The organism is Aquirufa sp. HETE-40SA (assembly GCF_054558635.1).
Genome location: NZ_JBPXKN010000001.1, coordinates 354,930 through 380,685 on the forward strand (window position 1 = coordinate 354,930; position 25,756 = coordinate 380,685).

Sequence of the window (25,756 nt, forward strand, 5' to 3'; positions counted from 1 at the left end):
ATGAAACTACAAATAGGTAATGCGGCTCCTACCATTTCCATGGTAGACTCTGACGGAAACAATTTTGCTATCCCTAGTGGGAAGAAAGTAGTCCTGTATTTTTATCCCAAAGATAATACGCCTGGTTGTACTGCTCAGGCCTGCAATTTAAATGAAAATTTAGATGCACTTCAAACCAAAGGTTTTCAGGTAGTAGGAGTGAGTATTGATACCAACGCCTCTCACACGAAGTTTAAAGCAAAGTACAATTTAGCTTTCCCTCTTTTATCTGATCCTGAACATCAATTAGCGGAAGCTTTTGGCGTATGGGTAGAGAAATCGATGTACGGAAAGCAATATATGGGTGTGGCAAGAACTACATTTATTATTGACGAAAACGGAATTATTATTGACATTATCGAAAAGGTGGATACGAAGAACCACAGTTCTCAAATTCACTAATCACATACCATGCAAACACAAGAAATACAAAAAATCAGCTCTCAGGTTCGTAGAGACATTTTAAGAATGGTTCACGGTTGCCAATCCGGTCATCCAGGTGGATCATTAGGTTGTACAGATCTTTTAGTGGATCTGTATTTTAGCACGATGAATCTGAAAACAGATGCTGCAGGAAAAGTAGTGTTTGATATGGATGGAACAAATGAGGATTTATTCTTCTTGTCGAATGGACACATTTCTCCATTAATCTATAGTGTGTTAGCCCGTCGTGGTTATTTCTCTACGGCTGAATTAGCTACGTTTAGAAAAATTGATACGCGTCTTCAAGGCCACCCTACGCCACACGAACACTTAGAAGGTATTCGTATTGCGTCGGGTTCTTTAGGACAAGGTCTTAGTGTGGCTATCGGAGCTGCGCAAGCAAAGAAATTAAATGGAGACATGTCTACCGTATTCTGTTTAATGGGAGATGGGGAACAAAATGAAGGCCAAGTTTGGGAAGCTGCGATGTACGCTCCTCATCACAAGGTGGACAATTTGATCGCATTCATCGATGAAAATGGACAGCAAATTGATGGTCCTACGGAGAAAGTTATGAGCAACCGTGATTTAGAGGCGAAATACAAAGCATTCGGTTGGAATGTGATGCGTATGGACGGTAATAATGCGGAGGATATTCAAAATACATTGAATAAGGCCAAAGCTGAATTAGGAAAAGGATCTCCTATCATGATTATCATGAAAACAGAAATGGGTGCAGGTGTAGACTTTATGATGTATTCACATAAATGGCATGGTGTAGCACCTAATGACCAACAATTACAAGACGCATTAGCGCAATTAGAAGAAACTTTAGGCGATTATTAATTAGATAGAAATGGCATTATTTACCTACGAAACAAAAAAGGATACACGCTCGGGTTTTGGAGCAGGTATGGAGTATTTAAGTCAGCATAACCCTAAAGTGGTCGCATTATGCGCTGATTTAATTGGTTCATTGAAATTAGAAGGATTTATTAAGAATAGCCCTGAGCGTTTTTTCCAAACAGGTATAGCAGAAGCGAACATGATTGGTATTTCAGCTGGTTTAACTTTAGGAGGTTTTATTCCTTTTGCAACGACGTTTGCAAACTTTGGAACAGGACGTGTATATGACCAAATCCGTCAATCAGTGGCATATTCAGGAAAGAATGTGAAGATTTGTTGTTCACACGCAGGTTTAACGCTAGGAGAGGATGGAGCAACGCACCAAATCTTGGAAGATATTGGTTTAATGAAAATGTTACCTGGAATGGTGGTTATTAACCCTTGTGATTACAACCAAACTAAAGCAGCCACTATCGCAATTGCCGATTACGAAGGTCCAGTATACTTACGTTTTGGACGCCCAGTAGTTCCGGTATTCACACCAGAAGATCAGAAATTTGAAATAGGAAAAGCTTTGCATTTAGTAGAGGGTACTGATGTAACAATCTTAGCGACGGGTCACCTAGTTTGGGAAGCCATTCAAGCTGCAGAGTCTTTATTAGAAAAAGGTATCAAAGCGGAGGTAATTAATATCCACACGATTAAACCATTAGATGTTCAGGCTATCTTAGCTTCCGTTAAAAAGACAGGATGTGTAGTTACAGCTGAAGAACACCAATACAATGGTGGATTAGGTGATTCTGTTGCACAATATTTGGCAATGAACCATCCAACGCCAATGGAGTTCGTAGGGGTGAATGATTCATTTGGTGAATCAGGAAAGCCTGCCGAATTAATGGAAAAATATGGTTTAAATGCGGATGCTATTGTAGCGAAGGCAATCAACGTGATGGCACGTAAATAATCCTTAAAAAGGATAGCCAATACCAATATTAAATTCAATTGGGTTTTGTCCTCCTTCGAATGAAGTTTGTGGCAGAACCCATTTTTGATTTACGGGGTTTGCTGGATTAATGACTTTCGTAGCTAAATCCAGTCGCAACAAGAAAAAATCGAAGTCCCAGCGAAGTCCAAAGCCAGTACCCACTGCTATCTGATTATAGAAATCGCTCAATTTAAATTGAGTAGTTGGCTCCGTATAACCCTGCGGCATATTCCAAACATTACCTGCGTCGATAAAGAAAGCGCCGTTCATCTGACCAAATAATTGGAATAATTTAAAACGATACTCTAGGGAAGATTCTAATAAGATACTTCCGGGCTGCTCCACTAGGTTCGAAGCAGAGACATATGCACCAGGACCTAATCGACGCGGTTTCCAAGCCCTTACACTAGATGGGCCACCTATGAAAAAATTCTTCTCATAAGGCAATTGATAATCATTTTCAGCGCCATACGAATAGGCAATTCCCCCTATAAGTTTGAAGGCTATTTGTGATTTTTGATTTCTTCCTAGTATTTTGTATTTACGGTAATCAAAATTTAGTCGTAGGAATCTATAAAACTGTATTTCTTGGCCATTATTTAATAAATCAGTGACAACATTAAATTTATAATTAGGTAAAAAATTAAGTGTTGTACCCCCCGATTCAACTCCAAATTGAAATATTTTACCACTTTTAAGTTCATTGCTTGGTAATAAATCACGGTATACGTATTGAAAAGATAGGCTGCTTACAAAACTGGGATTAAAACTTCGGTAAAGATTATTACCCTTCATTTTCAATTCCTCTAAGTAGGCTTTAAATGAATCTGATGTAGCAGTTTCTGGATACAGTGTATTTAATAAATTAAGGTCGATTAAAGAAATTGTAAAGAAGCTATATTCACTTTTTTGCCAGGAATACCTTTGAAATAGGTTTAGATTAGTTCGCTGATACTCTGGACGATTGATAAAATCAAAACCAACACCTACCGATGTTTTAGCGCCATAGTATGATCCTAGTTTTCCTACAATTACTTTAGGTAAGTGAATAAATGGAAAATTAATGGATGCAGATGCGTTTAACTCTAGGTTATTCCGTGTTTCCGTGGTATTGATAAATCCTGACTGAGCCTCATAACCAATCCTTGTTGAAAAATCGAAATAATCTAAACTAGAGAATAGACGTCTTATCTTGAAAGAATTTGTTAAAAAGGGTCCAGGAATTCCTCGAAAAACACTTCCTCCTAATTCAGAACTAAAGTTGTATTTCTCATTTTGAAATAATTCTATTTTAGGAAATAATCGCGTCTTTGTTGTATCAAAACGAATAGAGACTGTCTTGAATTGATCTGTTAAATAGATATTCTTTAAGCTTTGATTGAATAAATCGACTGAATACAAATCATCCTCGCGAAGATTTATCAATTTAGCCAAACTTTTCAAAGGTGGCCGGTCAGCCGGATTACCAAAAGGATCAGAAATACTAAATTCGGGCAGTCCTATTCGATAAAGTCTATCATAATTTGCGATTGTTGAATGATTCTTAAACTCTGGTATCTTATAGTATAGTGATATTCGTTGAAGAGACGAATCTTTCAAATCATTTAATCTTATACTCACTGCATCAGGCGAGAAATAGTAATAACCTTCATTTCGAAGATGATGACTTAATTGCTCCTTTTCTTTATTAATTAAAGATAATTGCAAACGCCCCATTGGTCTAATGATACTATTTTCCTTTAAATAGGAGTTAACATGTTCCGCCAAAATAGGATTATCAACCGAAACTGAATCTTGTTTTGTGAAATAACTAGCTTCGCCTTCATTAATGACAAATGTCACATTAACTAAATTATCATTTGTATCTAATTTAGATTCTATTTTAGAATTTAAAAAACCATTTTCTCTATAAAAACGTTGAATTTGTGCTGTATTCGTTGTTAACCAAATAGAACTATAACTTGGGTTGGTGGACTTGAAGAATTGAATAAAACTAGGCTTAATTTCGAGAGAATCTTTTCTTTTCCTTTTAATGCCCAGATAAGTGTATAATTTTGCAGGTAGTAAACGACGGTATGAATTCTTTAAACCTAGTACATTTGTTCTTAATTCAGCTTTAGATATTTGCTGATTACCAATTATATCAATTTGATTTATAACTGGATTTGGAATTTTAAATGCTTGGTACTGCCCACAAGAAATGAGACTAATACTGAGTACAAGAAAACCGATAATTGATTGATTCTTCAAGAGATGCTAACTAATAAACAAATAAAGTTAATTAATTCCCTACATTCTAAAAAAGGAAGAAAAGAGAATGATTTATTTTTAGTGGAAGGGGAGAAGTCGTTGCTGGAATTAATTAAATCAGATTTTGAATTAGTGTTTTTTGTATTAAGTGAGAACCAGCCAGAATTAGCAAATCAAATTAAACAGGTTTCAAAAGCTCCAATCTATCTTTTAGATGTAGAAAATATCCAAAAATTAAGCACTTTGGTCAATAATCAAATAGGGCTTGCAGTCGTAAAACAAAAGAAATTTCCTCCTTTTTTAATTCAAGATCGTTTTACCATTGTTCTTGATGGTATCCGAGATCCAGGAAATTTGGGTACCATTATTCGAATATGCGATTGGTATGGATTTAAACAACTCGTATTATCAGAGGATTGTACAGAATTTTATAATCCCAAAGTGATCATTTCTACGATGGGCTCATTTTCTCGAATAGAATTTATTTATGTCGATTTACCTACCTTCTTTAAAACCTATTCTGAATATAAAAAGATAGGAGCCGTTCTAAATGGTGAAAATATACACAACTATCAGTTTCCAGAAAAAGGTTTTATCATTTTAGGAAATGAATCGAATGGTATTCGGGAAGAAATTGTAGAATTACTAGATGAACGAATTACTATTCCAGCTTTTGGGGAAGCAGAATCCTTAAATGTAGGAATATCAACTGCAGTAATTGCAGATAATTTAAAACGATTTATCCTTAGCTAAGTATTTTTCAATCGCCCAGTGAGCTAAATAAAGTACAGGCGTAAATAGAATGGCAATGATAAATTTATATAAGTAATTATTGAATGATACATTCATCCATTGTGCAAAAGTCCAATTCCCAAAAGCATAGAAAGCAATCCCAATCACCAATACACTATCCATTAATTGTGATATCAGCGTGGAACCTGTTGCTCTTAGCCATATGTGCTTGGAACCCGTCCGGGATTTTATCTTTTCAAAAACGAATGCGTCAATAATCTGACTTACTAGAAAAGCTGATAATGACCCCAAAATTATACCTAATCCTTGACGAAAGATTCTTGCAAAAGCTGAATTAATATTGAAATTTTCTGAACCTTTATTTACTTCGACCCAAAAATCTGCTGGAACTAATAATGTTGCTGTATAGATAATTAAAAAGGAAAATGCGATGAATAGGGCAGTAGTGAATGAAATGAATCGCACACCCTTCTTCCCGAAATAGTCGTTAATTATGTCGGAAGTTATGAATACCAGTGGCCAATTTAATGCCCCAGCGGTTTGATTTAAGTCCCAAAATTCTCCCCAAGGTGTTTCCCAGTGTAGTGGTGAAAATCCTAACGTGCGCTCTATACTCACAATTTTTACTCCAATTATCTCTGCTACAATTGCATTCGTTAAAAACACCCCAAAAAGGAATATAAACAACTTTTGTTTACGAGAAAATTGGTTGAAGATCATTTCCTGTAATTTTCAAAGTGAAGAGCAATTTTATCTAAAGCCACCCCTAACTGTTCCACATGTGGTAAAAAAACGATTCTGAAATGGTCATGGCTCTTAATATTGAAACCTTGACCGCCCACAACAAGAATTTTTTGTTCCTCAAGCAAAGACATCACAAAATGATTGTCATCTTCAAAATTAAATTTAGATAAGTCAATTTTGGGGAATAAATATAGAGCCCCTTTAGGCTTAACTACGCTAACGCCGTCGATGGCATTAATTCGCTCATAAGCGAGGTTCATTTGGCGATTTAATCGACCTTCTTTAGCCACTAAATCATTGATAGATTGATAGCCTCCTAATGCAGTTTGAATACCGTATTGCGTGATGACATTAGCACAAAGACGAGTACTAAATAGAAAATTTAAACCCTCAATGTAGGATTTTGCCTTATGTTTCGCCCCTGTTAAAATCATCCAGCCACCTCTAAATCCAGCAGCTCGATAATTTTTTGATAAACCACCCATGGTGATTATTAGAATATCATCTGATAATCCAGCAGCCGTATGGTGTGTAGTTCCATCATACAAAATTTTATCATAGATTTCATCTGCGAATAAAACTAATTGATGTTTCGCAGCCAGAGCCACTACTTTTTTAACTGTTTCTTTGCTGTAAACCGCTCCTGTGGGGTTGTTAGGATTAATTAATACAATAGCTTTCGTATTGGCTGTTATTTTAGCCTCCATATCTGCTAAATCCGGAGCCCAATCATTAGTTTCGTCACACGAATAATGAATAGCTTTACCTCCAGCTAAACCAGCTACTGTCGTCCAAAGAGGGTAATCAGGAGCAGGTATCAATACTTCATCGTCGGTATTCAATAAGGCCGTCATTACCAATGAAATCAATTCACTAACTCCATTTCCAATGTAAATATCTTCTATTAAAATATTCTTTACACCTAGATTTTGGTAATACTGCATAACTGCCTTGCGTGCAGCAAATAGACCGCGGGAATCGACATATCCCTGAGCATTTCGTATATTTACAATTATATCATGAACTATTTCATCTGGTGTCTCAAAGCCAAATGCGGCTGGATTACCGATATTTAAGGAAGTTATTTTATAACCTTGGTTCTGAAGAGCTAATGCTTTATCATAAACGGGTCCGCGAATTTCATATTTTAAGTGATCTAATCGCTTACTTTTTAATATATCCATGCTAATTTTGAATGAATCGTAAAAATAACAATTTAATTCTATTGAATTCTCCTCATTTATGAATTTAAAAGAAATAGGAACCTTATTGATTAGTATTTTTATTTGCTCAACCTTATTGATTGGCTACAAATATTATATGGCTAGAGGTAAAGTCTTCAAGATATCTAGATTGATAATTTTGAAGTATTTTATTCGATTACTGTTAATATTTTCTTTATTATCACTTTGTTTTTACACAATAGATTTAACTAATTCAGTCAATAGATCAAGAGATAAGGTGGAGATAATGATGTTTGCTATTTCTGCTAATTCATCTAGTTTAACTTGGAATAAACTACAGCAGGAATTTAAAGAAAGACCTAAAAACAGTTATTATGGATTAGTTTTGTATAATTCTAAAATGGGAAATTTTGAACAACTCATACCATCTACAAATTATGAGTCATTTCAAAATCTAGTAGAGCAGACTCATGCATCTTCTATAATTCATAAAAAGCGTTTATTTTTAGATGAATTACGATTTAAACCAGCAGATGATCAGTTTATTACTTACAGCTTAAAAGGAACTGAGTGGAGTTTTATTACTAAAGACACAAAGGGTAATTCTCTTTTCTCAACGAATAGTACTCTAACCAATTGGATTGGTAATTCTTATGTAAAGGTATATTTCGTCATTTCAATACTTTTATTACTTTTTATTGATATTGTTTTTACAACGAAAGCTATTAAAATATAGATGTTTACTACGCTATTTTATATTTTTATTCTATTCTATGATGGTTTATATTCTAAATCATCTAAAGATTATAATGATCAAATCAATCAATTAAATTCGTTAATAATCAAGCAACAATATAGTCAAGCTCTTTTAACAGCTAAATCCATACAGCACTCATCTATTTTCGTCAATGCAGAAATTGAGGAATTGATTGCTGTACTCGAATTAAAGACACATCAAAGAAATGAAAAGTCAATTCAATTAGCACTAAGTGACTTTTCAATTTCAAATGACATTTTATATAGTCATATTGAAGCACAAAATGGTCAATCCAAAAAGGGTTTAGAAGATCTACATAGTTCAATCATAAAAAATGGTAATGTAGATACACTAGTTAAAGCATATGAATTATACGCAATAAATTTCCCCCAGAACAGATTTAAAAAGCAGGCATCCTCGGCACAGGTGATCAGCCAAACTCAAAAAATAAATACACAGGAAGCTCTATCTTTACTTGATTTAATGAAGAAAAAGCAGAAAAATTTAATCTATTAATTAATTAAACCATGAATTTAGCACCTTATCAATTCCCAAATCAAACGTCTTTTTATAAAGGAAAAGTACGTGATGTTTACGGAATAGGAGACCATTTATTAATGATCACATCAGATCGAATTTCTGCATTTGATGTCGTCTTACCTAAATTAATCCCCTTTAAAGGTCAAGTTTTAAATCAAATTGCTAGTTATTTTCTAAAAAACACATCCGACATTGTCCCTAATTGGCTATTAGCTACGCCTGATCCTAATGCAGCATTCGGTTTAAAATGTGAGCCATTTGCAATAGAAATGGTTATCAGGGGCTATTTAGTTGGTCATCTTTGGAGAGAGTATAAAGCTGGTAAACGAGAAGTTTGTGGTGTTAATTTACCTGATGGACTGATAGAAAATCAACAATTACCTACGCCAATTATTACGCCAACGACTAAAGCTAGTGAAGGACATGATGAAGATATCTCAGTTGAGGCTATTATAGAGCAGGGCATCGTTTCAAAAGAACATATGGATGAATTATGTGCTATCACTCATCTTTTATTCCAAAGAGGCCAAGAAATGGCTACGGATAAGAATTTGATTTTAGTAGATACGAAGTATGAATTTGGCCTTTATAATGAGAAGATCATGTTAATGGATGAAATTCATACGCCTGATTCATCACGCTATTTTTACAAGGAACCATATGCTGATTTATTTGCCAAAGGAGAAGCTCAAAAACAACTTTCAAAAGAATTTGTCAGGGAATGGCTAATTGCTAATGGTTTTCAAGGAAAAGAGGGTCAAAGCATTCCTACTATTACAGATGAATTTGTTCAGCAAATTTCTGAGCGATATATTTTATTATTTGAAGAAATTACCGGCTTAACATTTCATAAAGAGCCGCAAGAAGATATCTATAACCGTATTTTTAACAACACAATCCAGTATTTGCAACATGTCTAATATGAATTCATTTCAACTCGAACAAAACGAAAGTTATGCCGTTATTGATTGGAAGGCTGAACAATTAGGAGCCACTAATTCAGAGGAATTAGAAAATGCCATTCGTCTTTTATTTAAAAAAGACTATGCTAATATGATCTTAAACATCTCTAAAATAGCTGAATTGGATGGATATGGTGTCTCTGCAATCCGAAAAGGAACCAAGATTTGCACAAACGAAGGTGGCTTATTTGTCGTTGTGACAAAGGATGATGGTATTGCGGAGCGTTTAGACACTGCCAAAATTGAAAATTTAACCTTGTTAAATACTGTTCAAGAAGGGGTTGATGCTATCTACTTAAATGATCTTGAAAATGAATTTCAAGATGAGGATGATACTGAAGGTGAGAGTGAATTTGGCGAATCTTATGGTGATGATTATGACTAAAATTGCATTTTAGTAAGATTTTTTATTTCGCATTTCTGATAATTCGAATTCCGAAGAATATTTTGTCTACAGATCGTTTTGCCAAATTTATTTTTAATTAAATTTGAAATTAGGTATATTATCTATCTGAAATGACTTCACAATCAGGTTCAGTTATTTTCGATTCATTATTGTTTATATTAGAATATTTATAGTTTCCTATGAGAAATCCGAATGAAGTAGGTTTGTACAGAAAAGAATTTGAACACGATGCGTGTGGTATTGGATTTGTTGCCAGTTTAAAAGGTATCAAATCACATCGCATTGTTCAAGATTCCATCAAAATGTTGATTCGTATGGATCACAGAGGGGCTTGTGGTTGTGATCCTAATTCAGGTGACGGCGCAGGTGTCTTAGTGCAACTACCTCACGAGTTATTCTTAGAAGAAACTAGTTCTTTAGGATTTACTTTACCTTCATTAGGTAACTATGGAGTAGGGATGGTCTTTTTCCCTAAAGATGAAACGCTAATTAAAGAATGCAAAGAAGTCATTGAGCGTAAGTCTAAGAAATTAGGATTACGTATTTTAGGTTATAGAATAGTTCCTGTAGATAATTCGGAAATCACAGGAGCAGATTCAGGCAACGCTGAACCATCGATACAACAATTATTTATTGAAAGACCAGCAGATTGCGCGACTGAAATTGATTTTGAAAGAAAGCTTTATGTTTTTAGACAATATGTGTCTAAGTTGTTGAATGAAACAATTGCGGGCCTAAACAATAAGTTTTATTTTGCCTCATTGTCTTGTCGTACCATCATTTATAAGGGTATGTTAACGACCATGCAGGTTCCAGGTTATTTCTTGGATTTATTTCAAGAGAATTTTACGTCGGCTTTGGCCATCGTACACTCCCGATTCTCTACCAATACCTTCCCGGAGTGGAAATTAGCTCAACCATTCCGCTTTATTGCGCACAACGGTGAGATCAATACGGTAAAAGGTAATTCATCTTGGATGCAAGCGCAATCGGCTTTATTCTCTAGCAAATACTTCACACAAGAAGAATTAGACATGATTCTTCCAGTATGTAGCTTAGGACAGTCCGATTCTGCGATTTTAGATAATGCTATTGAATTATTGTATTTAACCGGACGCTCTTTACCACATGTCATGATGATGTTAATCCCTGAAGCATGGGATGGTAATGAGAGCATGGAGAAATACAAAAAGGATTTCTATGAATACCATGCGGCGATGATGGAGCCATGGGATGGTCCAGCTAGTATCTCGTTTACGGACGGAAAAATGATTGGTGCTACATTGGACAGAAATGGATTACGTCCATCTCGTTATTGGGTAACGTCAGATGACCATGTTATCATGGCTTCAGAAGCAGGTGTCTTAGATTTAGATCCAGCAACGATTGTATCTAAAGGTCGTTTACAACCAGGTAAAATGTTCGTAGTGGACATGGAGCAAGGACGTATTATTCCAGACGAAGAATTAAAAGAAAAAATTTGCCAACAACAACCGTATGGAGAGTGGCTGATTAATAATAAAATTCGAGTAGAAGATCTTCCAGAAGCCGGTTCTGAGTACAGACAACCGAAGGCGATCGAGCTAGTTTCTAGACAACAGATTTTTGGGTTTACAACCGAAGATATCCGCATCGTTTTAGCTCAAATGGCTGAAACTGGTAAAGAAGCATTGGGTTCCATGGGTATTGATACGCCTTTAGCGGTTTTATCTGAGAAGGCTCAACACTTATCCTCTTATTTTAAGCAATTATTTGCTCAGGTTACAAATCCCCCGATTGACCCAATCCGAGAGCGAATGGTTATGTCGCTTTTGTCTGATATCGGAGGTTTATCGAATTTGTTAGAAGAAAGCCCTTCACATTGTCGTCAAATTGAGATTCAACAACCTGTTTTGCGTAACAAAGAGGTGGAGAAGATCCGTTGGATTGACCATGAAAATTTTCAAACGAAGTCGATACACATGACTTTTCGTGCCTCCGAAGAAGAAGGTGTTCTTAAGAAAGCTTTAGATCGTATTAATCAATACGCAGAAGATGCAGTGGATGATGGTTATTCCATTATTTTATTGACAGACCGTGGAATTGATAGCTCACATGCGCCTATTCCATCTTTATTAGCCTTGGCTTCTGTGCACAATCACTTGATTCGCACGAAGAAAAGAGCGAAGGTAGGTATCATTATTGAAGCAGGTGATGTGTGGGAAACACACCATTATGCTACGTTGATCGGTTACGGTGCTAGTGCGGTAAATCCGTATATGGCCTTTGAGACAATCAAAGCAATGAAAGATCAAGGATTTGTCAATAAAGACTTGAGCTATGATAAATTAGAGTACAATTACATCAAAGCCGTTAATGGAGAATTATTAAAGATCTTCTCTAAAATGGGTATTTCAACTTTGCAATCGTATCAAGGTGCCCAGATTTTTGAAATTTTAGGTTTAGGTAAAGAGGTGGTGGATACTTATTTTAGTGGGTCTATTTCCCGAATCGGAGGTATTAGCTTAGATATTATTGCCAAAGAAGCGCTCATCAAGCATTCTTCGGGTTATTTATTAAGAAAACAAGATTCGCCAAAATTAGAAGTTGGAGGTATTTATCAGTGGAAGCAGAGAGGAGAGGAGCATTTATTTAATCCAGCCACAATTCATTTATTACAACAGGCAACAAAACAGAACGATTATTCTGTATACAAGAAGTATGCCCAATTAATTGACGATCAGAGTAAAAAGTCGATAACACTTCGAGGATTATTAAAATTCAAGTCAAGTAAGGCAATTTCAATTGAGGAAGTAGAACCTGTTGAAAATATATTAGCACGATTTGCAACAGGTGCCATGTCATTTGGATCTATTTCATATGAGGCACATACGACTTTAGCTATCGCAATGAACCGTATTGGTGGTAAGTCAAATACGGGTGAAGGGGGAGAAGATCCAATTCGTTTTGAGAAGATGTCTAATGGTGATTCTATGAATTCAGCTATTAAACAGGTTGCTTCTGGTCGCTTTGGTGTGACAGCTAATTATTTAACTAATGCTACTGAACTTCAGATCAAGATGGCCCAGGGTGCTAAGCCTGGTGAAGGAGGTCAACTACCTGGTCATAAAGTGGATGATTGGATAGGTAAAACCCGTCATAGTACGCCTGGTGTTGGTCTAATTTCTCCACCTCCGCACCATGATATCTATTCAATTGAAGATTTAGCCCAATTAATTTTTGATTTAAAAAATGCGAATAGAGCTGCAAGGATTTCTGTTAAGCTAGTTTCTGAAGCGGGTGTAGGGACAATTGCAGCTGGGGTAGCTAAGGCCCATGCGGATCATATTTTGATAGCGGGTTATGATGGCGGTACAGGAGCATCACCTTTATCATCTATTCGTCACGCTGGTTTACCTTGGGAGCTTGGTTTAGCAGAAACACACCAGACCCTAGTGAAGAACAAACTAAGAGGTCGTGTAACGATTCAAGCCGATGGTCAAATAAAAACAGGCAAAGACATAGCCGTGGCAGCTTTATTAGGTGCGGAAGAATTTGGGGTGGCTACAGCTGCGCTTGTTACTGCTGGATGTATTATGATGCGTAAGTGTCACTTAAATACGTGTCCGGTTGGAGTCGCAACGCAAAATCCTGAATTGAGAGCATTGTACACAGGTCAAGCTGATCACGTAGTGAATTTATTTCATTTTTTAGCCCAAGAATTGCGTGAGATAATGGCTGAATTAGGCTTCCGAAAATTAGAAGAGATGGTAGGTCGTGTTGATCTTTTGGAAATGAAAGACTTATCTGGACATTGGAAGTTTAAAAATTTAGATTTAAATCCAATTTTAGCCCCAGCAGTTCTTGCCGATGGTGTAGCTGTGTTTAAATCAGAGGAACAAGATCATGGATTAGCTGATCAATTGGATTGGGAGTTGTTGAAAATAGCGAAACCTGCAATTGATAAAGGAGATAAAGTAAGCAGTGAACTTTCTATTATTAATGTTAACAGGTCTGTTGGTACTATCTTATCGAATGAAATTACGAAGAAGTACGGTGAGAAGGGCTTGCCAGCTGATACTATTCACATTAAATTTACAGGTACTGCAGGTCAATCTTTTGGTGCCTTTGCCGTAAAAGGTATCCATTTTGAAATAGAAGGAGATTCAAATGATTACATTGGGAAAGGTCTATGCGGTGCTACACTCGTAGCCTATCCATCTTCTCATGCAACTTTTAAAGCATCAGAGAACTCCATTGTGGGTAATGTTTCATTCTACGGCGCAACCTCAGGTGAAGCTTATTTAGCGGGTATGGCAGGTGAACGTTTCTGTGTTCGAAATTCAGGGGCTAAGGTAGTGGTTGAAGGAATTGGTGATCATGGCTGTGAATATATGACGGGAGGTTTAGTTATCATTTTAGGTAACACAGGTAGAAATTTTGGAGCAGGAATGTCGGGTGGTGTAGCCTATATATTAGACGAGCAAAATACCTTTGACGCTAAGGTGAATAGAGAGATGGTAGAAATTACTGAGCTAACACCAGAAGATAAGAACATCATTTTAATGTATTTAGAAAAACATGTTTCTCTGACTAATTCAGTGAAAGGGAAATTAGTTTTTGATAATTTCAATGCCTTATCAAGTCAATTTAAGAAAGTATTACCAGTTGATTATAAGAATGCATTAAGTACAAGAAAATTGAGTATTTCTGATGTATTAGCTGATAAGGACAGAGTGTATCAAGATATTAAAGTAGATTTAAAATAAGACAGAATGGGTAAGCCTACAGGATTTTTGGAAATTGACCGCAAATTAGCCCCTAAAAGAGCAGTTTCAGAGCGTGTGAATGATTACAAAGAAATTGAACAACTAAATTCTACAGCTGACACAGAAGCTCAGGCGAGTCGTTGTATGGATTGTGGTACACCATTTTGTCATAATGGATGTCCTTTAGGAAATATCATCCCTGAATTCAATGATGCTGTTTATGAGCAAAATTGGAAGTATGCTTACGATATTTTGAGTACAACAAATAATTTCCCAGAATTTACTGGGCGAATTTGTCCCGCACCATGTGAGTCATCTTGTGTTTTAGGAATTAATAAACCAGCAGTTGCTATTGAATTAATTGAGAAATCAATTATTGAAAAAGCCTATTCAGAAGGCTGGGTTGTTCCATTTGTACCTAAAGTTCGTACGGACAAGAAAATAGCAATCATTGGTTCTGGACCTGCAGGTTTAGCGGCAGCTGCCCAATTAAATAAGGCTGGACATCTAGTCACTGTCTATGAGCGTGCAGATCAAATAGGCGGGTTATTGCGATATGGAATTCCTGATTTTAAATTAGATAAGTCCGTTGTTAGTCGCCGGGTGGAAGTAATGAAGCAAGAAGGAATTCGATTTATTACCAATGCAAATATTGGTACTACTGATAAATTGGCAAATTTAATTAACGATTTTGATTCGGTTTTAGTAGCAACAGGAAGCACTACTCCTCGTTTTATTTCGGCTAAAGGAAATGATGCAATAGGTATTTATCCTGCGATGGAATTTTTATCGCAACAAAATAAGCGTAATGCTTCTATAGCACTAGAAGTGAATCACAAAGGTGAGAAATATACAAATGCTGACATAAGTGCTAAAGGAAAGCATGTTGTTGTAATTGGTGGTGGAGATACCGGTTCTGATTGCGTAGGTACATCCAATCGTCATAAAGCTGCTTCTATTACACAAATTGAAGTAATGCCTAAACCTCCTGTCGATAGAGCATCGAATACTCCTTGGCCTAATTGGCCAAATATGTTACGAACCTCTACATCTCATGATGAAGGAGTGGAGCGCCTTTGGTCAATTTCATTGCAAGAATTTGTTAAAAATGATAAGGGTGAATTAGAAGCTTTGGTTATTGGTGACATCGTCTATAACATGAAGGATGGTAAAATGGAGCAAGAGGTAATAAATACTAGAAAGATTCCTTGTGATATCGCACTAGTAGCTGCAGGTTTTTTACATACAGATCACAACAGTTTATTTGATCAATTAACATCCGTAGGAGTAAATTCAGATGAGCGTGGTAACTTAGTAGCTAGTTCTTCTTATCAATCTGATAATGAGAAGGTTTTCATTGCTGGAGATGCAAGACGTGGTCAATCACTAGTGGTTTGGGCCATATCTGAAGGGCGAGAAGCTGCTCGGAATATGGATTTATATCTGATGGGTAAAACAAGTTTAGAGGGCAAATCTGTATCTAGTTTTGATGTATTGGCGAAATAAATTTTTAACCTTATATTTCATTTACTAAATATATTTACTACATTTGTGCTCTCTTAAATGCTAGGAGAGATGCCTGAGAGGCCGAAAGGACATGTTTGCTAAACATGCGTACTGGTAACGGTACCGAGGGTTCGAATCCCTCTCTCTCCGCAGTCAATTTTCGGGGTGTAGCGTAGCCCGGTATCGCGCTTGGTTTGGGACCAAGAGGTCGTAGGTTCGAATCCTGCCACCCCGACAAAAGTCAATTTATGAGGAAGTGTTTTACACCAATTGTAAATTGACTTTTATGTTGATTAAGGTTCCGTAGCTCAGTTGGATAGAGCAACTGCCTTCTAAGCAGTAGGTCTTTGGTTCGAATCCAAACGGAATCACACATTTATCTTATTAATTGAAAGGATTTATTCAAATCCTTTTTTTTATTTCACTTCCTTAAATCTGCTAAAATTCGTAAATTGAGTCAAATAGCTCATTATTAGGCATGAATATACCTGAATTAAGAAATAAAATAGATCACATAGATGATTCCATCCTTTCACTTTTAGTGAAAAGAATGGAGTTTGTCGAGGAGATTGGGAAATTAAAGCGTGAATCTAACGTCATAATATACCATCCCGATCGTGAAAAGGAGATTGTTGATCGATTATCAAATCAGTTTACGGGTAAGTTAAAGAAAGAGGCAATTGAGGCAATTTTTTTAGAAATTTTCGGTGTTTCTCGTAATCTAGAGTTACCGGAAATCATTTGTTACTTAGGTCCAGAAGGTAGTTTTACTCATCAAGCCGCAGAAAATCGTTTTGGGGCAGTGGCTGATTACATCTCTTTACCTTCAATCAAATCTGTTTTTGAGTCTGTCGAAACTGGTCGCGCTAAATATGGTGTAGTACCCATTGAGAACAACCAGGAAGGAATGGTGAAAGAAACAATGGATCTATTGAATGAAAAGAATCTGTTCGTTATTTCTGAAATAATCATTCCAGTTAATTTCTGTTTAGCCTCTAAAAACAATGGTATTCAAGGCATTAAGAGGATCTATTCGAAAGACATCGCCTTTCAACAGTGTAAAGGATTCTTAAATGATTACTTCTCTGGTCAAGAGGAAGATTTTTTTGTTCAAGTAGATTCTACTTCACGTGCTGCTAAATTAGCTGTAGAAGAAGAGGATGGAGCTGCGTTGTGTTCGCATATTGCGGCTAAGATCTATTCCCTACCGATTCTTTTTGACAATATTCAGGACAATGATGCAAATCAGACTCGCTTCTTTATTATTTCTAAAGTTGAAAATTTAAAGAAAACAGATAAGGACAAAACCAGTCTTGCCGTTAAGTTAAAGAATGATGACAAGCCTGGGGCTTTGTTGTCTCTTTTACAAGATTTTGAATCGCGAGGAATTAACTTATTAAAGATAGAATCTAGACCACAAAAAGATACCAATGAATTTAAATTTTGGTTCTTTATTGATATTGAGGGCAATAAATTAGATCAAAAAATTCAAGAATTATTGACAAAGAGAGGAGACGAAATAGTCTTTTTAGGCAGTTATATGAATTTATGCTAGGTATAATTTAGCCCAAGCCAAGTCTGCAGCAATTTGATTCTTTAGTTCTTCGAAGGAGTCAAATCGCTTCTCAGATCTAATTTTCTCTGTAAAACGTATTTCGATACCTTGCCCATAGATATCTCCTTCAAATTCCAAAATGTGCGTTTCGATGTGAATTCCTTCATCCTTATTTAGAGTAGGACGGTAACCCATGTTCGTTAAACCATAATATTTTCCTGCCTGAATATGCACCTCCGTTAAATACACTCCTAATTGAGGTATAAATTTATTATCTGCATTCAGTGACATATTCGCAGTAGGAAAACCAATTTTTCGGCCATTTTGATTGCCGTGAATGACTACACCTGCAATAGAGAAATGATGGCCTAGCATTGCATTAGCCCATTTAACTTCTCCTTCAGATAGGAATTTCTTAATCTGAGAAGAACTAACGATTACTTCGTCAACTTTGGCTACATCAATCGAAATAGCTTCTAACTGAACCGAAAAATGTTCTTTGATAAAAGAAATGGAGCCTTCTCTATTTTTACCAAAATGGTTATCATAGCCCAATATCACCTTAGTCGCTTTAATTCGACTTATGATGTGTTCTTGAATAAATTGAGTAGCTGGTAATTCAACTAAATAGGTATCAAACGGAAGAATCACTAAATAATCTATACCAATGGCTTCAAATGCTGCCTTTTTTTCTTGCATTGGCATTAATAGCTCATTTCGTTTACCCGTAAAATAATCTGCTGGATGATTGGAAAAAGTAATAACACAGGTCTTAAGACGACTCTCCCTAGCTGCATTAAGACATCCCTGAATAACCTTCAAATGACCTAAATGTAAACCATCAAACATCCCAATCGTAACTGCGGTTGCTGATTCAATCTGTACAGTATCAAAACTATAAAAGCACTTCATGTAAATCGCTATTAAAATTGGCCACCTCTTGTGCCTTATCTAAACCCCAATCACCAATTTTTGTTCGAACTAATTCACTCATATATGCTCCTGATTTACATTTTATGCCAAAATCACGTACAATGCTACGAATATAAGTGCCCTTACTACATTCTATTTCAAAGCTAATCTCAGGAAAATCAGTTACATCAATTTCCATCCGATACACTTCGACATCTCTTATCTTAATCTCTAATTCATCTGCACTTACGCCATTTCGCGCATGCGTAAATAAACGTTGCCCATTGAGTTTAATCGCAGAATAAATAGGAGGGACTTGCTGAATAGAACCTAAAAATGTTTTACGAACATCCTCTAGTAAACTAGAATCAATATGATCAATTGGATATTCACCGTCAAACTCGGTTTCTAAATCTATCGAAGGAGTTGTTTTGCCTAACACTAATTTACCTATGTAGGTTTTAGGAAGGGATTGGAAATAATCAATCTTCTTTGTGTACTTTCCCACACACATAATGAGTATGCCAGTGGCTAACGGATCTAACGTACCTGCATGACCAATCTTTTTAAATCGGCCCAGATTACGAATCTTCTTCACAACATCAAAAGAAGACCATTCTTTAGGCTTGTTGATTACATAAAATTTATCTTGAACCTCTATTAACTCATCCACAGGTACACGCTTAATAAAAGTCCAACAATAATGCGGTAGTAGCCAAACAAGGCGAATCCATGTTGTTTAACGAATCCCACCATCCATTTGATGGTTAATAAGGCGACAACAAAACTAATCACCGTCCCAATACTCAAAAACTGAATGTGTTCTTTTGTAAATATGACATCTAAATCATTTCGATAGTCTAACAGTTTTTTTGCACAAGCTCCTAAAATAGTCGGAATCCCTAGTAAAAAAGAATATTCTACAGCTGCTGAATGGCTAAGTCCCAGCACTCGACCTCCTACTATAGACGCCCCAGAACGAGAAACACCTGGAATCATGGCAATACACTGAAACAAACCAATTTTAAATGCCTTAATATAAGTGATATTTTGAATTTCTATTGAATCGACTTGAGTGGGTAGCCACCTATCTATTCTAATCAAAATCAATCCTCCTAAAATCCATGATCCGGCAATAAACCAATATCCTTGAAATAAAGCCTCTAAGAAATCATCTAATAATACACCTAAAATAACAGCAGGAATAAAGGAAGCAATAATGGTATAGTAAATGGATAGACCCGAAGCGAATAAGCGTTTGAAATAAAGAAATGGTACCGCAGCAATAGCTCCTAACTGCACAAAGACCGTAAAGAAATTAAGGAACTTTGAATTTTCAATCCCTAATAAATTTTCAGAAACAATTAAATGAGCCGTTGAAGATACTGGCAAGAATTCAGTTAAACCCTCAATTATTCCTAAAATGATAGTTTTTAGAATCTCTGTCATTAACGCTTCCACTTAAAAAGTGAGAACACAGGAATAATAATTCCAACTATAACGAGAATAGGACCTAGGGTTAGGCCTAAAAAGCCAAAACCAAATTCTTCTTTATCTAGGGTCATTACAAAAAAACCAATTAACATTATTCCAATACCTAGTAAGAGAATTTTTATTTCTTTGGCCCCTAATGGCATATTTGATTGACTCATGTTAGAATAAGTTTGTATGTTGAATTTTTAAATACTTTGAAATGGCAAAGAAAGAAGCGATTAAACTGAATAAGGTACAAAAACCGACACAGACAAGAACTAACTGAACTTGATTATTAATTTCAAAAAATAAAGAGGAAATCTCTGGAATTGAGGTAGAAAAATAATAGAAAGCTCCGTCAGCCAAGATATAACCTATAAGTCCACCTATAAAGCCTACTAGTAACGAATTCAATAAATAAGGCTTTTGGATAAATCCATTCGTACTTCCAAGTAACTGCATCGTTTTAATTAAAACGCGATTCCCATGAATATGTAAACGAATATTATTGGCTAATTGAACGTATACGAATAAAACTAAAAGGATTATCATAATTAACCCCACATACCCTACTGCCTTTATTTTCCCTAATAAGGTCCCAATAAAAGTATTAGGATAGGTTACCTCATACACTTCTGGTCTTGTTTGAATCTCTGCAACAATCTGTTTAAATGAAGCTTCATTTTTATAATCTTCCTTTATTCCCAATATCAGGCAATTTTTAAAGGGATTTTCCTCTCCTAATAGCGTTTTATAATCTTCTTGAGAGGATTTTAAAAATTCTGAAGCTATCTGTGACTTTGATTTAAACTCTAAATCAGGTTTTAATTCTTTTTTACTTACATAAGGACGAGTTTTAAAATAAGTAATTGTTGAGGCTAAATCAGCAGTTTCTAATGAATCGGTTAAATATACATATACCTTCATTTGTGATTTTATCTCATCACCCCAAGATTTAACACTTACAAACAGTTGGAAGAATATAGCAAGTATAAAGGCCAAACTCGCCATGGAAATAACCAATGTCAATTGGGTAGATTGTGGACTACTTTTAGAATATTTCATAAGTATAATTTATCAATTTCATCTCTAATTTTGGCAGCTTCCTCATAATTCTCTTCTAGTAAGGCTTTATTCAATAAATCTTCCAATTCAATCTTAGACCTCATAACTGGTACTTTCTCATCAAGTTCGAAATCTTCACCTAATTCATCTAAAAATTCTTCTTCAGGGATACAAATTTCAGTTAATAGCTTTTCAGAAATCAAAATAGGAATAGCTAAACGAATAGCTAATGCTATAGAATCTGATGGTCTAGCGTCTATATTTGTTATTTCTCCATCTTTGAATACCTCTAAATTAGCGTAAAATATACCATCCTTAAAGTCTGTTATTATGACTCTTTTAAGAGATACATTAGAGTGTGCAAGTATATTAACGCATAAGTCATGTGTTAATGGCCTGCTTGTCTGTATATTTTCTATAAAAACAGATATAGATTGCGCCTCTTGACTTCCAATGACTATGGGAAAACGCAGGGCCTGTGAATTATCAGATTCTAATAAAAGAATATATGAACTAGCTCCTACAGAACTAGGATTCACAGATAAAATGCGTAATGGAATATACTCTTTCAATGGTCTATATTAAAATACAAATGTACCAATTAGACCGCTAATTTTAATGTTCTTGAAGCTTTTTTGTTAGTCTTGGTAGTATATCATTTACGTCACCTACTATTCCGTAGTCTGCATGTTTGAAAAAGGCTGCTTCAGGATCATTATTAATGACAACTATTATTCGAGAACCATTGACGCCAGCCAAATGCTGTATAGCACCCGATATACCGCAAGCAATATAAAGATTGGGAGATATTTTAACGCCTGTTTGACCAACGTGCTCATGGTGAGGTCGCCAATTTAAATCAGAAACAGGCTTAGAACAAGCAGTAGCCGCTCCTAAGGCTTTGGCTAAATCTTCTACTATTGTCCAATTACCTGGATCTTTAAAACCACGACCTGCACCCACTACTAAAGTAGCATCTGGCAAAGGTATTGATCCAGTTATAGGCTTCAATTCAAGAATAGAAGCCTTGCCACCTGCAGCAGTAGTTAAAGTTGACATAGAACCTACGGATTGTTCTCCATACTCAGCATTACCACTAAAATCAAAATTTCGGTTTAAACTAAAATAGCCTACCGTTTCAGAAGTTAAAGACAACGAAGCCTTTCCGGAGAAGATTGATTTACTGATAGAAAATTTCCCGCCTGAAAACGACATCTGCTGAATACCTGAAATCATCTCCTGAGATGAACTCGCAGCTAATAGACTTAATAAATTATCTACTTGAATTGATTTAATGCCAAAAACTGCGTAACCCTCCACTGCATTAACTAGTGGGTTGATAGCAGACGAATCTGTCCACAAACCTTCCGATAAAGTGATAACATCTACTGATTTTGAAGCAGGTATCGACGCAAACTTCACTTCGCCCATAGCAACCAGTAAAATGGATTCCGGCGAGAAGGAAGATAAAAATGAAATCAAATGAATAGAAGAATCAGAAAGTTGACCTTCTTTTGTTTGAGCAATAATGGCGACCTTTTTCATCTTATAATACGTTTGTCTCAGTTCTTAATAAATCAATTAATTGCTCTGCATCTTCTGCTTTAATCATCTTGTTCTTCCGAGCTGTTTCAGCTATTTCAGCTTTAATAATCTGAATTTGATTAATGGATTCCAATGGCAATACCAAAATCTCTTTCGTACGAGCCGTCATAATACCACGCATAGATGGAATTTTCCACTCGGCAATGGGTTCTTGGCAACCTAATACAGCAGGTAGGGGACAATTAACCTCCATTTTTCCGCCATCTATCTCCACTTCTAATTTTAAATCATCACCTGCAACATCTAAATGCATCACTGGATTAAAATGGGTGTACCCTAAAGCTCCCGCCACTAAACCATGGACAATACCTGAATTATAATCAATGGATTCTTTACCCATTAAAATAAGATCCATTGGATTTTGATTAACGTAGGATACAATAGCATTCGCAATCTGAGTCGAAGTAGTTGGATTTCCATCCACACGTACAGCTGAATCTGCACCCAATGCTAAACATTTACGAATAAGTGCTTCAGATTCAGAACCACCTACGTGCAATACTATGACTTCAGCACCGTTACTTTCCTTCAATTCAATAGCTCTTGAGAGGGCATAATCATCGTAGGGACCTACGATAAATGTTAATCCTTGGCTACTTATTTGGGAGGTTGATGGATCTATTGTTATTTTTGAGGTAGTGTCTGGGACACAGGAGATACAGACTAGTATTTTCATGGCAGATTAAATTGTTATGCAAGCATACTAATTTGTTTTTAATTTAGCAAAATGGATCGTAAAGAATTTATTAAAAATGAGATTAATCAAGATCCAACGGATCCGTTTAACCACTATCTTTTGGCGATAGAATTGTATAAAGAAAAGGCTATTGAAGCGTCATTTGAGCAATTTGAACGAATCATTACAGATTTCCCAGACTATGTAGCGACGTACTATACCTATGCGAACGCGCTCCTAACTGAAATCAAGGAAGATAGAGCAGAAGAAATAATGCGATTAGGGATACAAGAGGCAGAAAAAAAAGGAGCTGCAAAAGCTTTAAAAGAACTTAAGCAACTCCTTGAATTGAATTTCTAATTAACCGAGTAAAACCTCTTCCAGATCTTTTTCTACCACAAGGTTGTCAATGATGAATTTTTGACGTTCCGGTGTATTCTTACCCATGTAATAGGTCAGAAGTTGGGGAATGGTAAAATCTTTTTCAAGAATCACTGGCTCTAGCTTAATATCTTCACTAATAAAGTTCCCAAATTCCTCAGGCGAAATTTCACCCAAACCCTTAAATCGAGTAATCTCAGGCTTAGGACCTAAAGCTTCGATCGCATTGCGACGTTCTTCATCAGAGTAGCAATAACGCGTTTCTTTCTTATTTCGAACTCTAAATAGGGGAGTCTCTAAAATATACAAGTGACCATTACGTACTAAATCAGGAAAGAATTGCAAAAAGAAGGTTAAAATCAACAAACGAATATGCATACCATCCACATCGGCATCCGTCGCAATGACAATCTTATTATAACGTAGATTATCCAAGGAATCTTCAATATCTAATGCGTGTTGCAATAGATTGAACTCTTCGTTTTCGTAGACAATCTTTTTAGTTAGGCCAAAGCTATTCAATGGCTTACCTCGCAAACTAAATACAGCCTGCAATTGTACGTCACGTGATTTAGTGATACTTCCAGACGCTGAATCCCCCTCCGTAATAAACAAAGTAGTGTCGTGACGCGTCTCTGATTTCTCATCTGATAAATGTACACGGCAGTCTCTTAATTTCTTATTATGTAAATTTGCTTTCTTCGCACGCTCATTAGCTAATTTCTTGATACCAGCAATATCTTTGCGCTCTCGTTCAGATTGTAAAATACGCTTTAATAGTGCATCAGCTGAGGTTGGATTTTGGTGCAAATAATTATCCAATTCCGTCTTCACAAAATCCCCTATAAAAGTACGAATTGAAGTGGAGTTAGAATCAGGTGAAATAGTGGTGCTACCTAGTTTAGTCTTCGTTTGTGATTCAAAAACGGGTTCTTGAACACGAATTGCGATAGCGCCTACGATACTTGCTCGTACATCCGATGGATCAAAATCTTTCTTAAAAAACTCACGTACCGTTCTAACAATCGCCTCTCTAAATGCCGCTAGGTGAGTTCCACCTTGGGTTGTATTTTGACCATTGACGAAAGAATAATATTCCTCTCCGTATTGGTTGTTATGCGTAATCGCTAACTCGATGTCGTTTCCTTTTAAATGAATAATTGGATACCGATTTTCCTCCGCATTCGTCTTTTTAGATAGTAAGTCGAATAGACCATTTTGGGAAAAATACTTCTCTCCATTAAAATTAATGGTCAATCCCGCATTCAAGTAGGCATAATTCCAAAATAAGGAATCTAAATACTGAGGGATGAAATGGTAATTCTTGAAGATGGTATTATCTGGCTCAAACTGTACGTGCGTTCCACTCTTACCATTCGAAGCTTCAATACCTGGAGATTCAGCGGTTAATTCCCCCTTACAAAACTCTGCCCACTTTGTCTGGCCATCGCGGTAAGATTGTACCTTAAAGTAATTAGATAGGGCATTCGTAGCTTTTGTACCTACACCATTCAGACCTACGGACTTTTGGAAAGCACCAGAATCATACTTACCACCCGTATTAATTTTGGAAACGCAATCGATCACTTTTCCCAAAGGAATACCACGTCCGTAATCGCGCACTTCCACCTTATGATCAGAGATTTTAACGTCAATGGACTTCCCATTTCCCATCATATGCTCATCAATTGAGTTATCCATGATCTCTTTCACAAGAACATAGATACCATCATCCACCGATGAACCATCGCCTAATTTACCGATATACATACCCGGACGAAGCCGAATGTGCTCTTTCCAATCTAGGGAACGAATACTATCGTCGTTATAAATGGGTGTGCTTTGTTGATTTTCTTCCACTGACATAATTTTACACTAAATTATCAAATAGTTCGCGATTAAGAAAGAGAGAGGATTGAATTAATTAGGTCAAAAAAAGGACTAAC

Annotated in this window: 24 protein-coding genes and 3 tRNA genes; 15 read left to right on the forward strand and 12 right to left on the reverse strand. The window is 36.1% G+C overall.

Going from position 1 to position 25,756, the window contains the following annotated elements:
- From bcp to ACRZ9O_RS01620, 3 genes are read left to right on the forward strand one after another with little or no spacing between them, the layout of a single operon-like run.
- A complete protein-coding gene (bcp, locus tag ACRZ9O_RS01610) occupies nt 1-441 on the forward strand; it encodes a thioredoxin-dependent thiol peroxidase (protein WP_459455729.1) in 441 nt (146 codons plus the stop codon).
- Between the two features lie 9 nt (nt 442-450).
- On the forward strand, nt 451-1,308 hold the full coding sequence (locus tag ACRZ9O_RS01615; RefSeq protein WP_459455731.1) for a transketolase: 858 nt from the start codon (nt 451-453) through the stop codon (nt 1,306-1,308).
- 10 nt (nt 1,309-1,318) lie between these two features.
- Complete coding sequence (locus ACRZ9O_RS01620; RefSeq protein WP_459455733.1) at nt 1,319-2,272, forward strand: transketolase family protein; 954 nt, start codon at nt 1,319-1,321, stop codon at nt 2,270-2,272.
- A 3-nt stretch (nt 2,273-2,275) separates the two neighbouring features.
- Here ACRZ9O_RS01620 and tamL read toward each other — a convergent pair whose 3' ends face one another.
- Nucleotides 2,276-4,543: a translocation and assembly module lipoprotein TamL gene (gene tamL, locus ACRZ9O_RS01625; RefSeq protein WP_459455735.1), complete on the reverse strand. Its 2,268-nt coding sequence runs from the start codon at nt 4,541-4,543 to the stop codon at nt 2,276-2,278.
- Between tamL and ACRZ9O_RS01630 the strand changes: the two genes are divergently transcribed.
- Nucleotides 4,532-5,296, forward strand: coding sequence for a TrmH family RNA methyltransferase (locus tag ACRZ9O_RS01630; protein WP_459455737.1), 765 nt, complete (start codon nt 4,532-4,534; stop codon nt 5,294-5,296). The two genes, tamL and ACRZ9O_RS01630, sit on opposite strands and share 12 nt — an antisense overlap.
- Here ACRZ9O_RS01630 and ACRZ9O_RS01635 read toward each other — a convergent pair.
- Together ACRZ9O_RS01635 and ACRZ9O_RS01640 are read right to left on the reverse strand one after the other, a co-directional pair.
- Nucleotides 5,273-6,016, reverse strand: a complete 744-nt coding sequence (locus ACRZ9O_RS01635; RefSeq protein ID WP_459455739.1) for a queuosine precursor transporter — start codon at nt 6,014-6,016, stop codon at nt 5,273-5,275. The two genes, ACRZ9O_RS01630 and ACRZ9O_RS01635, sit on opposite strands and share 24 nt — an antisense overlap.
- On the reverse strand, nt 6,013-7,224 hold the full coding sequence (locus ACRZ9O_RS01640) for a pyridoxal phosphate-dependent aminotransferase (RefSeq protein ID WP_459455741.1): 1,212 nt from the start codon (nt 7,222-7,224) through the stop codon (nt 6,013-6,015). The genes ACRZ9O_RS01635 and ACRZ9O_RS01640 overlap by 4 nt, the downstream gene beginning before the upstream one ends.
- Before the next feature lie 58 nt (nt 7,225-7,282).
- Between ACRZ9O_RS01640 and ACRZ9O_RS01645 the strand changes: the two genes are divergently transcribed.
- The 10 genes from ACRZ9O_RS01645 to pheA all read left to right on the forward strand — a co-directional run bounded on the left by ACRZ9O_RS01645 (nt 7,283) and on the right by pheA (nt 17,698).
- Nucleotides 7,283-7,960 carry a hypothetical protein gene (locus ACRZ9O_RS01645; protein WP_459455743.1) on the forward strand — a complete coding sequence of 226 codons (678 nt, stop codon included), beginning with the start codon at nt 7,283-7,285 and terminating at the stop codon, nt 7,958-7,960.
- Entirely contained in the window at nt 7,961-8,497 is a 537-nt protein-coding gene (locus ACRZ9O_RS01650; protein WP_459455745.1) for a hypothetical protein, read from the forward strand.
- An 11-nt stretch (nt 8,498-8,508) separates the two neighbouring features.
- Nucleotides 8,509-9,441, forward strand: coding sequence for a phosphoribosylaminoimidazolesuccinocarboxamide synthase (locus ACRZ9O_RS01655; protein ID WP_459455747.1), 933 nt, complete (start codon nt 8,509-8,511; stop codon nt 9,439-9,441).
- Between the two features lies 1 nt (nt 9,442).
- Nucleotides 9,443-9,868: an STAS domain-containing protein gene (locus ACRZ9O_RS01660; RefSeq protein WP_459455748.1), complete on the forward strand. Its 426-nt coding sequence runs from the start codon at nt 9,443-9,445 to the stop codon at nt 9,866-9,868.
- A gap of 200 nt (nt 9,869-10,068) precedes the next feature.
- Entirely contained in the window at nt 10,069-14,637 is a 4,569-nt protein-coding gene (gene gltB, locus ACRZ9O_RS01665; RefSeq protein ID WP_459455749.1) for a glutamate synthase large subunit, read from the forward strand.
- Between the two features lie 6 nt (nt 14,638-14,643).
- On the forward strand, nt 14,644-16,143 hold the full coding sequence (locus ACRZ9O_RS01670) for a glutamate synthase subunit beta (protein ID WP_459455751.1): 1,500 nt from the start codon (nt 14,644-14,646) through the stop codon (nt 16,141-16,143).
- Nucleotides 16,144-16,206: 63 nt separating this feature from the next.
- Nucleotides 16,207-16,293: transfer RNA gene (locus tag ACRZ9O_RS01675), tRNA-Ser, on the forward strand.
- An 11-nt stretch (nt 16,294-16,304) separates the two neighbouring features.
- Nucleotides 16,305-16,378, forward strand: a tRNA-Pro gene (locus ACRZ9O_RS01680).
- A gap of 62 nt (nt 16,379-16,440) precedes the next feature.
- Nucleotides 16,441-16,514: transfer RNA gene (locus ACRZ9O_RS01685), tRNA-Arg, on the forward strand.
- Nucleotides 16,515-16,621: 107 nt separating this feature from the next.
- A complete protein-coding gene (pheA, locus tag ACRZ9O_RS01690; protein ID WP_459455753.1) occupies nt 16,622-17,698 on the forward strand; it encodes a prephenate dehydratase in 1,077 nt (358 codons plus the stop codon).
- Here the strand turns inward: pheA and ribF are convergent.
- The 8 genes from ribF to ACRZ9O_RS01730 are packed head-to-tail and all read right to left on the reverse strand — an operon-like array spanning nt 17,690 to nt 23,429.
- On the reverse strand, nt 17,690-18,610 hold the full coding sequence (ribF, locus tag ACRZ9O_RS01695; protein WP_459455755.1) for a riboflavin biosynthesis protein RibF: 921 nt from the start codon (nt 18,608-18,610) through the stop codon (nt 17,690-17,692). The genes pheA and ribF overlap by 9 nt on opposite strands.
- Nucleotides 18,594-19,283: a tRNA pseudouridine(55) synthase TruB gene (gene truB / locus ACRZ9O_RS01700; protein WP_459455757.1), complete on the reverse strand. Its 690-nt coding sequence runs from the start codon at nt 19,281-19,283 to the stop codon at nt 18,594-18,596. Before truB ends, ribF begins: the two co-directional genes overlap by 17 nt.
- Complete coding sequence (locus tag ACRZ9O_RS01705; protein WP_459455758.1) at nt 19,271-20,059, reverse strand: undecaprenyl-diphosphate phosphatase; 789 nt, start codon at nt 20,057-20,059, stop codon at nt 19,271-19,273. The genes truB and ACRZ9O_RS01705 overlap by 13 nt, the downstream gene beginning before the upstream one ends.
- Nucleotides 20,059-20,262: a DUF3098 domain-containing protein gene (locus ACRZ9O_RS01710; protein ID WP_459455760.1), complete on the reverse strand. Its 204-nt coding sequence runs from the start codon at nt 20,260-20,262 to the stop codon at nt 20,059-20,061. Before ACRZ9O_RS01710 ends, ACRZ9O_RS01705 begins: the two co-directional genes overlap by 1 nt.
- Before the next feature lies 1 nt (nt 20,263).
- Nucleotides 20,264-21,148 (reverse strand): cell division protein FtsX, encoded by an 885-nt coding sequence (locus ACRZ9O_RS01715; protein WP_459455762.1) that lies wholly within the window; start codon nt 21,146-21,148, stop codon nt 20,264-20,266.
- Nucleotides 21,145-21,720, reverse strand: a complete 576-nt coding sequence (locus ACRZ9O_RS01720; protein ID WP_459455764.1) for a bifunctional nuclease family protein — start codon at nt 21,718-21,720, stop codon at nt 21,145-21,147. Before ACRZ9O_RS01720 ends, ACRZ9O_RS01715 begins: the two co-directional genes overlap by 4 nt.
- Before the next feature lie 43 nt (nt 21,721-21,763).
- A complete protein-coding gene (locus ACRZ9O_RS01725; RefSeq protein WP_459455766.1) occupies nt 21,764-22,693 on the reverse strand; it encodes an electron transfer flavoprotein subunit alpha/FixB family protein in 930 nt (309 codons plus the stop codon).
- A 1-nt stretch (nt 22,694) separates the two neighbouring features.
- Entirely contained in the window at nt 22,695-23,429 is a 735-nt protein-coding gene (locus tag ACRZ9O_RS01730; RefSeq protein ID WP_459455767.1) for an electron transfer flavoprotein subunit beta/FixA family protein, read from the reverse strand.
- A gap of 51 nt (nt 23,430-23,480) precedes the next feature.
- Between ACRZ9O_RS01730 and ACRZ9O_RS01735 the strand changes: the two genes are divergently transcribed.
- Complete coding sequence (locus ACRZ9O_RS01735; RefSeq protein WP_459455769.1) at nt 23,481-23,789, forward strand: tetratricopeptide repeat protein; 309 nt, start codon at nt 23,481-23,483, stop codon at nt 23,787-23,789.
- Here ACRZ9O_RS01735 and ACRZ9O_RS01740 read toward each other — a convergent pair whose 3' ends face one another.
- On the reverse strand, nt 23,790-25,676 hold the full coding sequence (locus tag ACRZ9O_RS01740) for a DNA topoisomerase IV subunit B (protein ID WP_459455771.1): 1,887 nt from the start codon (nt 25,674-25,676) through the stop codon (nt 23,790-23,792). It abuts the gene before it with no gap.
- Nucleotides 25,677-25,756 lie beyond the last annotated feature (80 nt).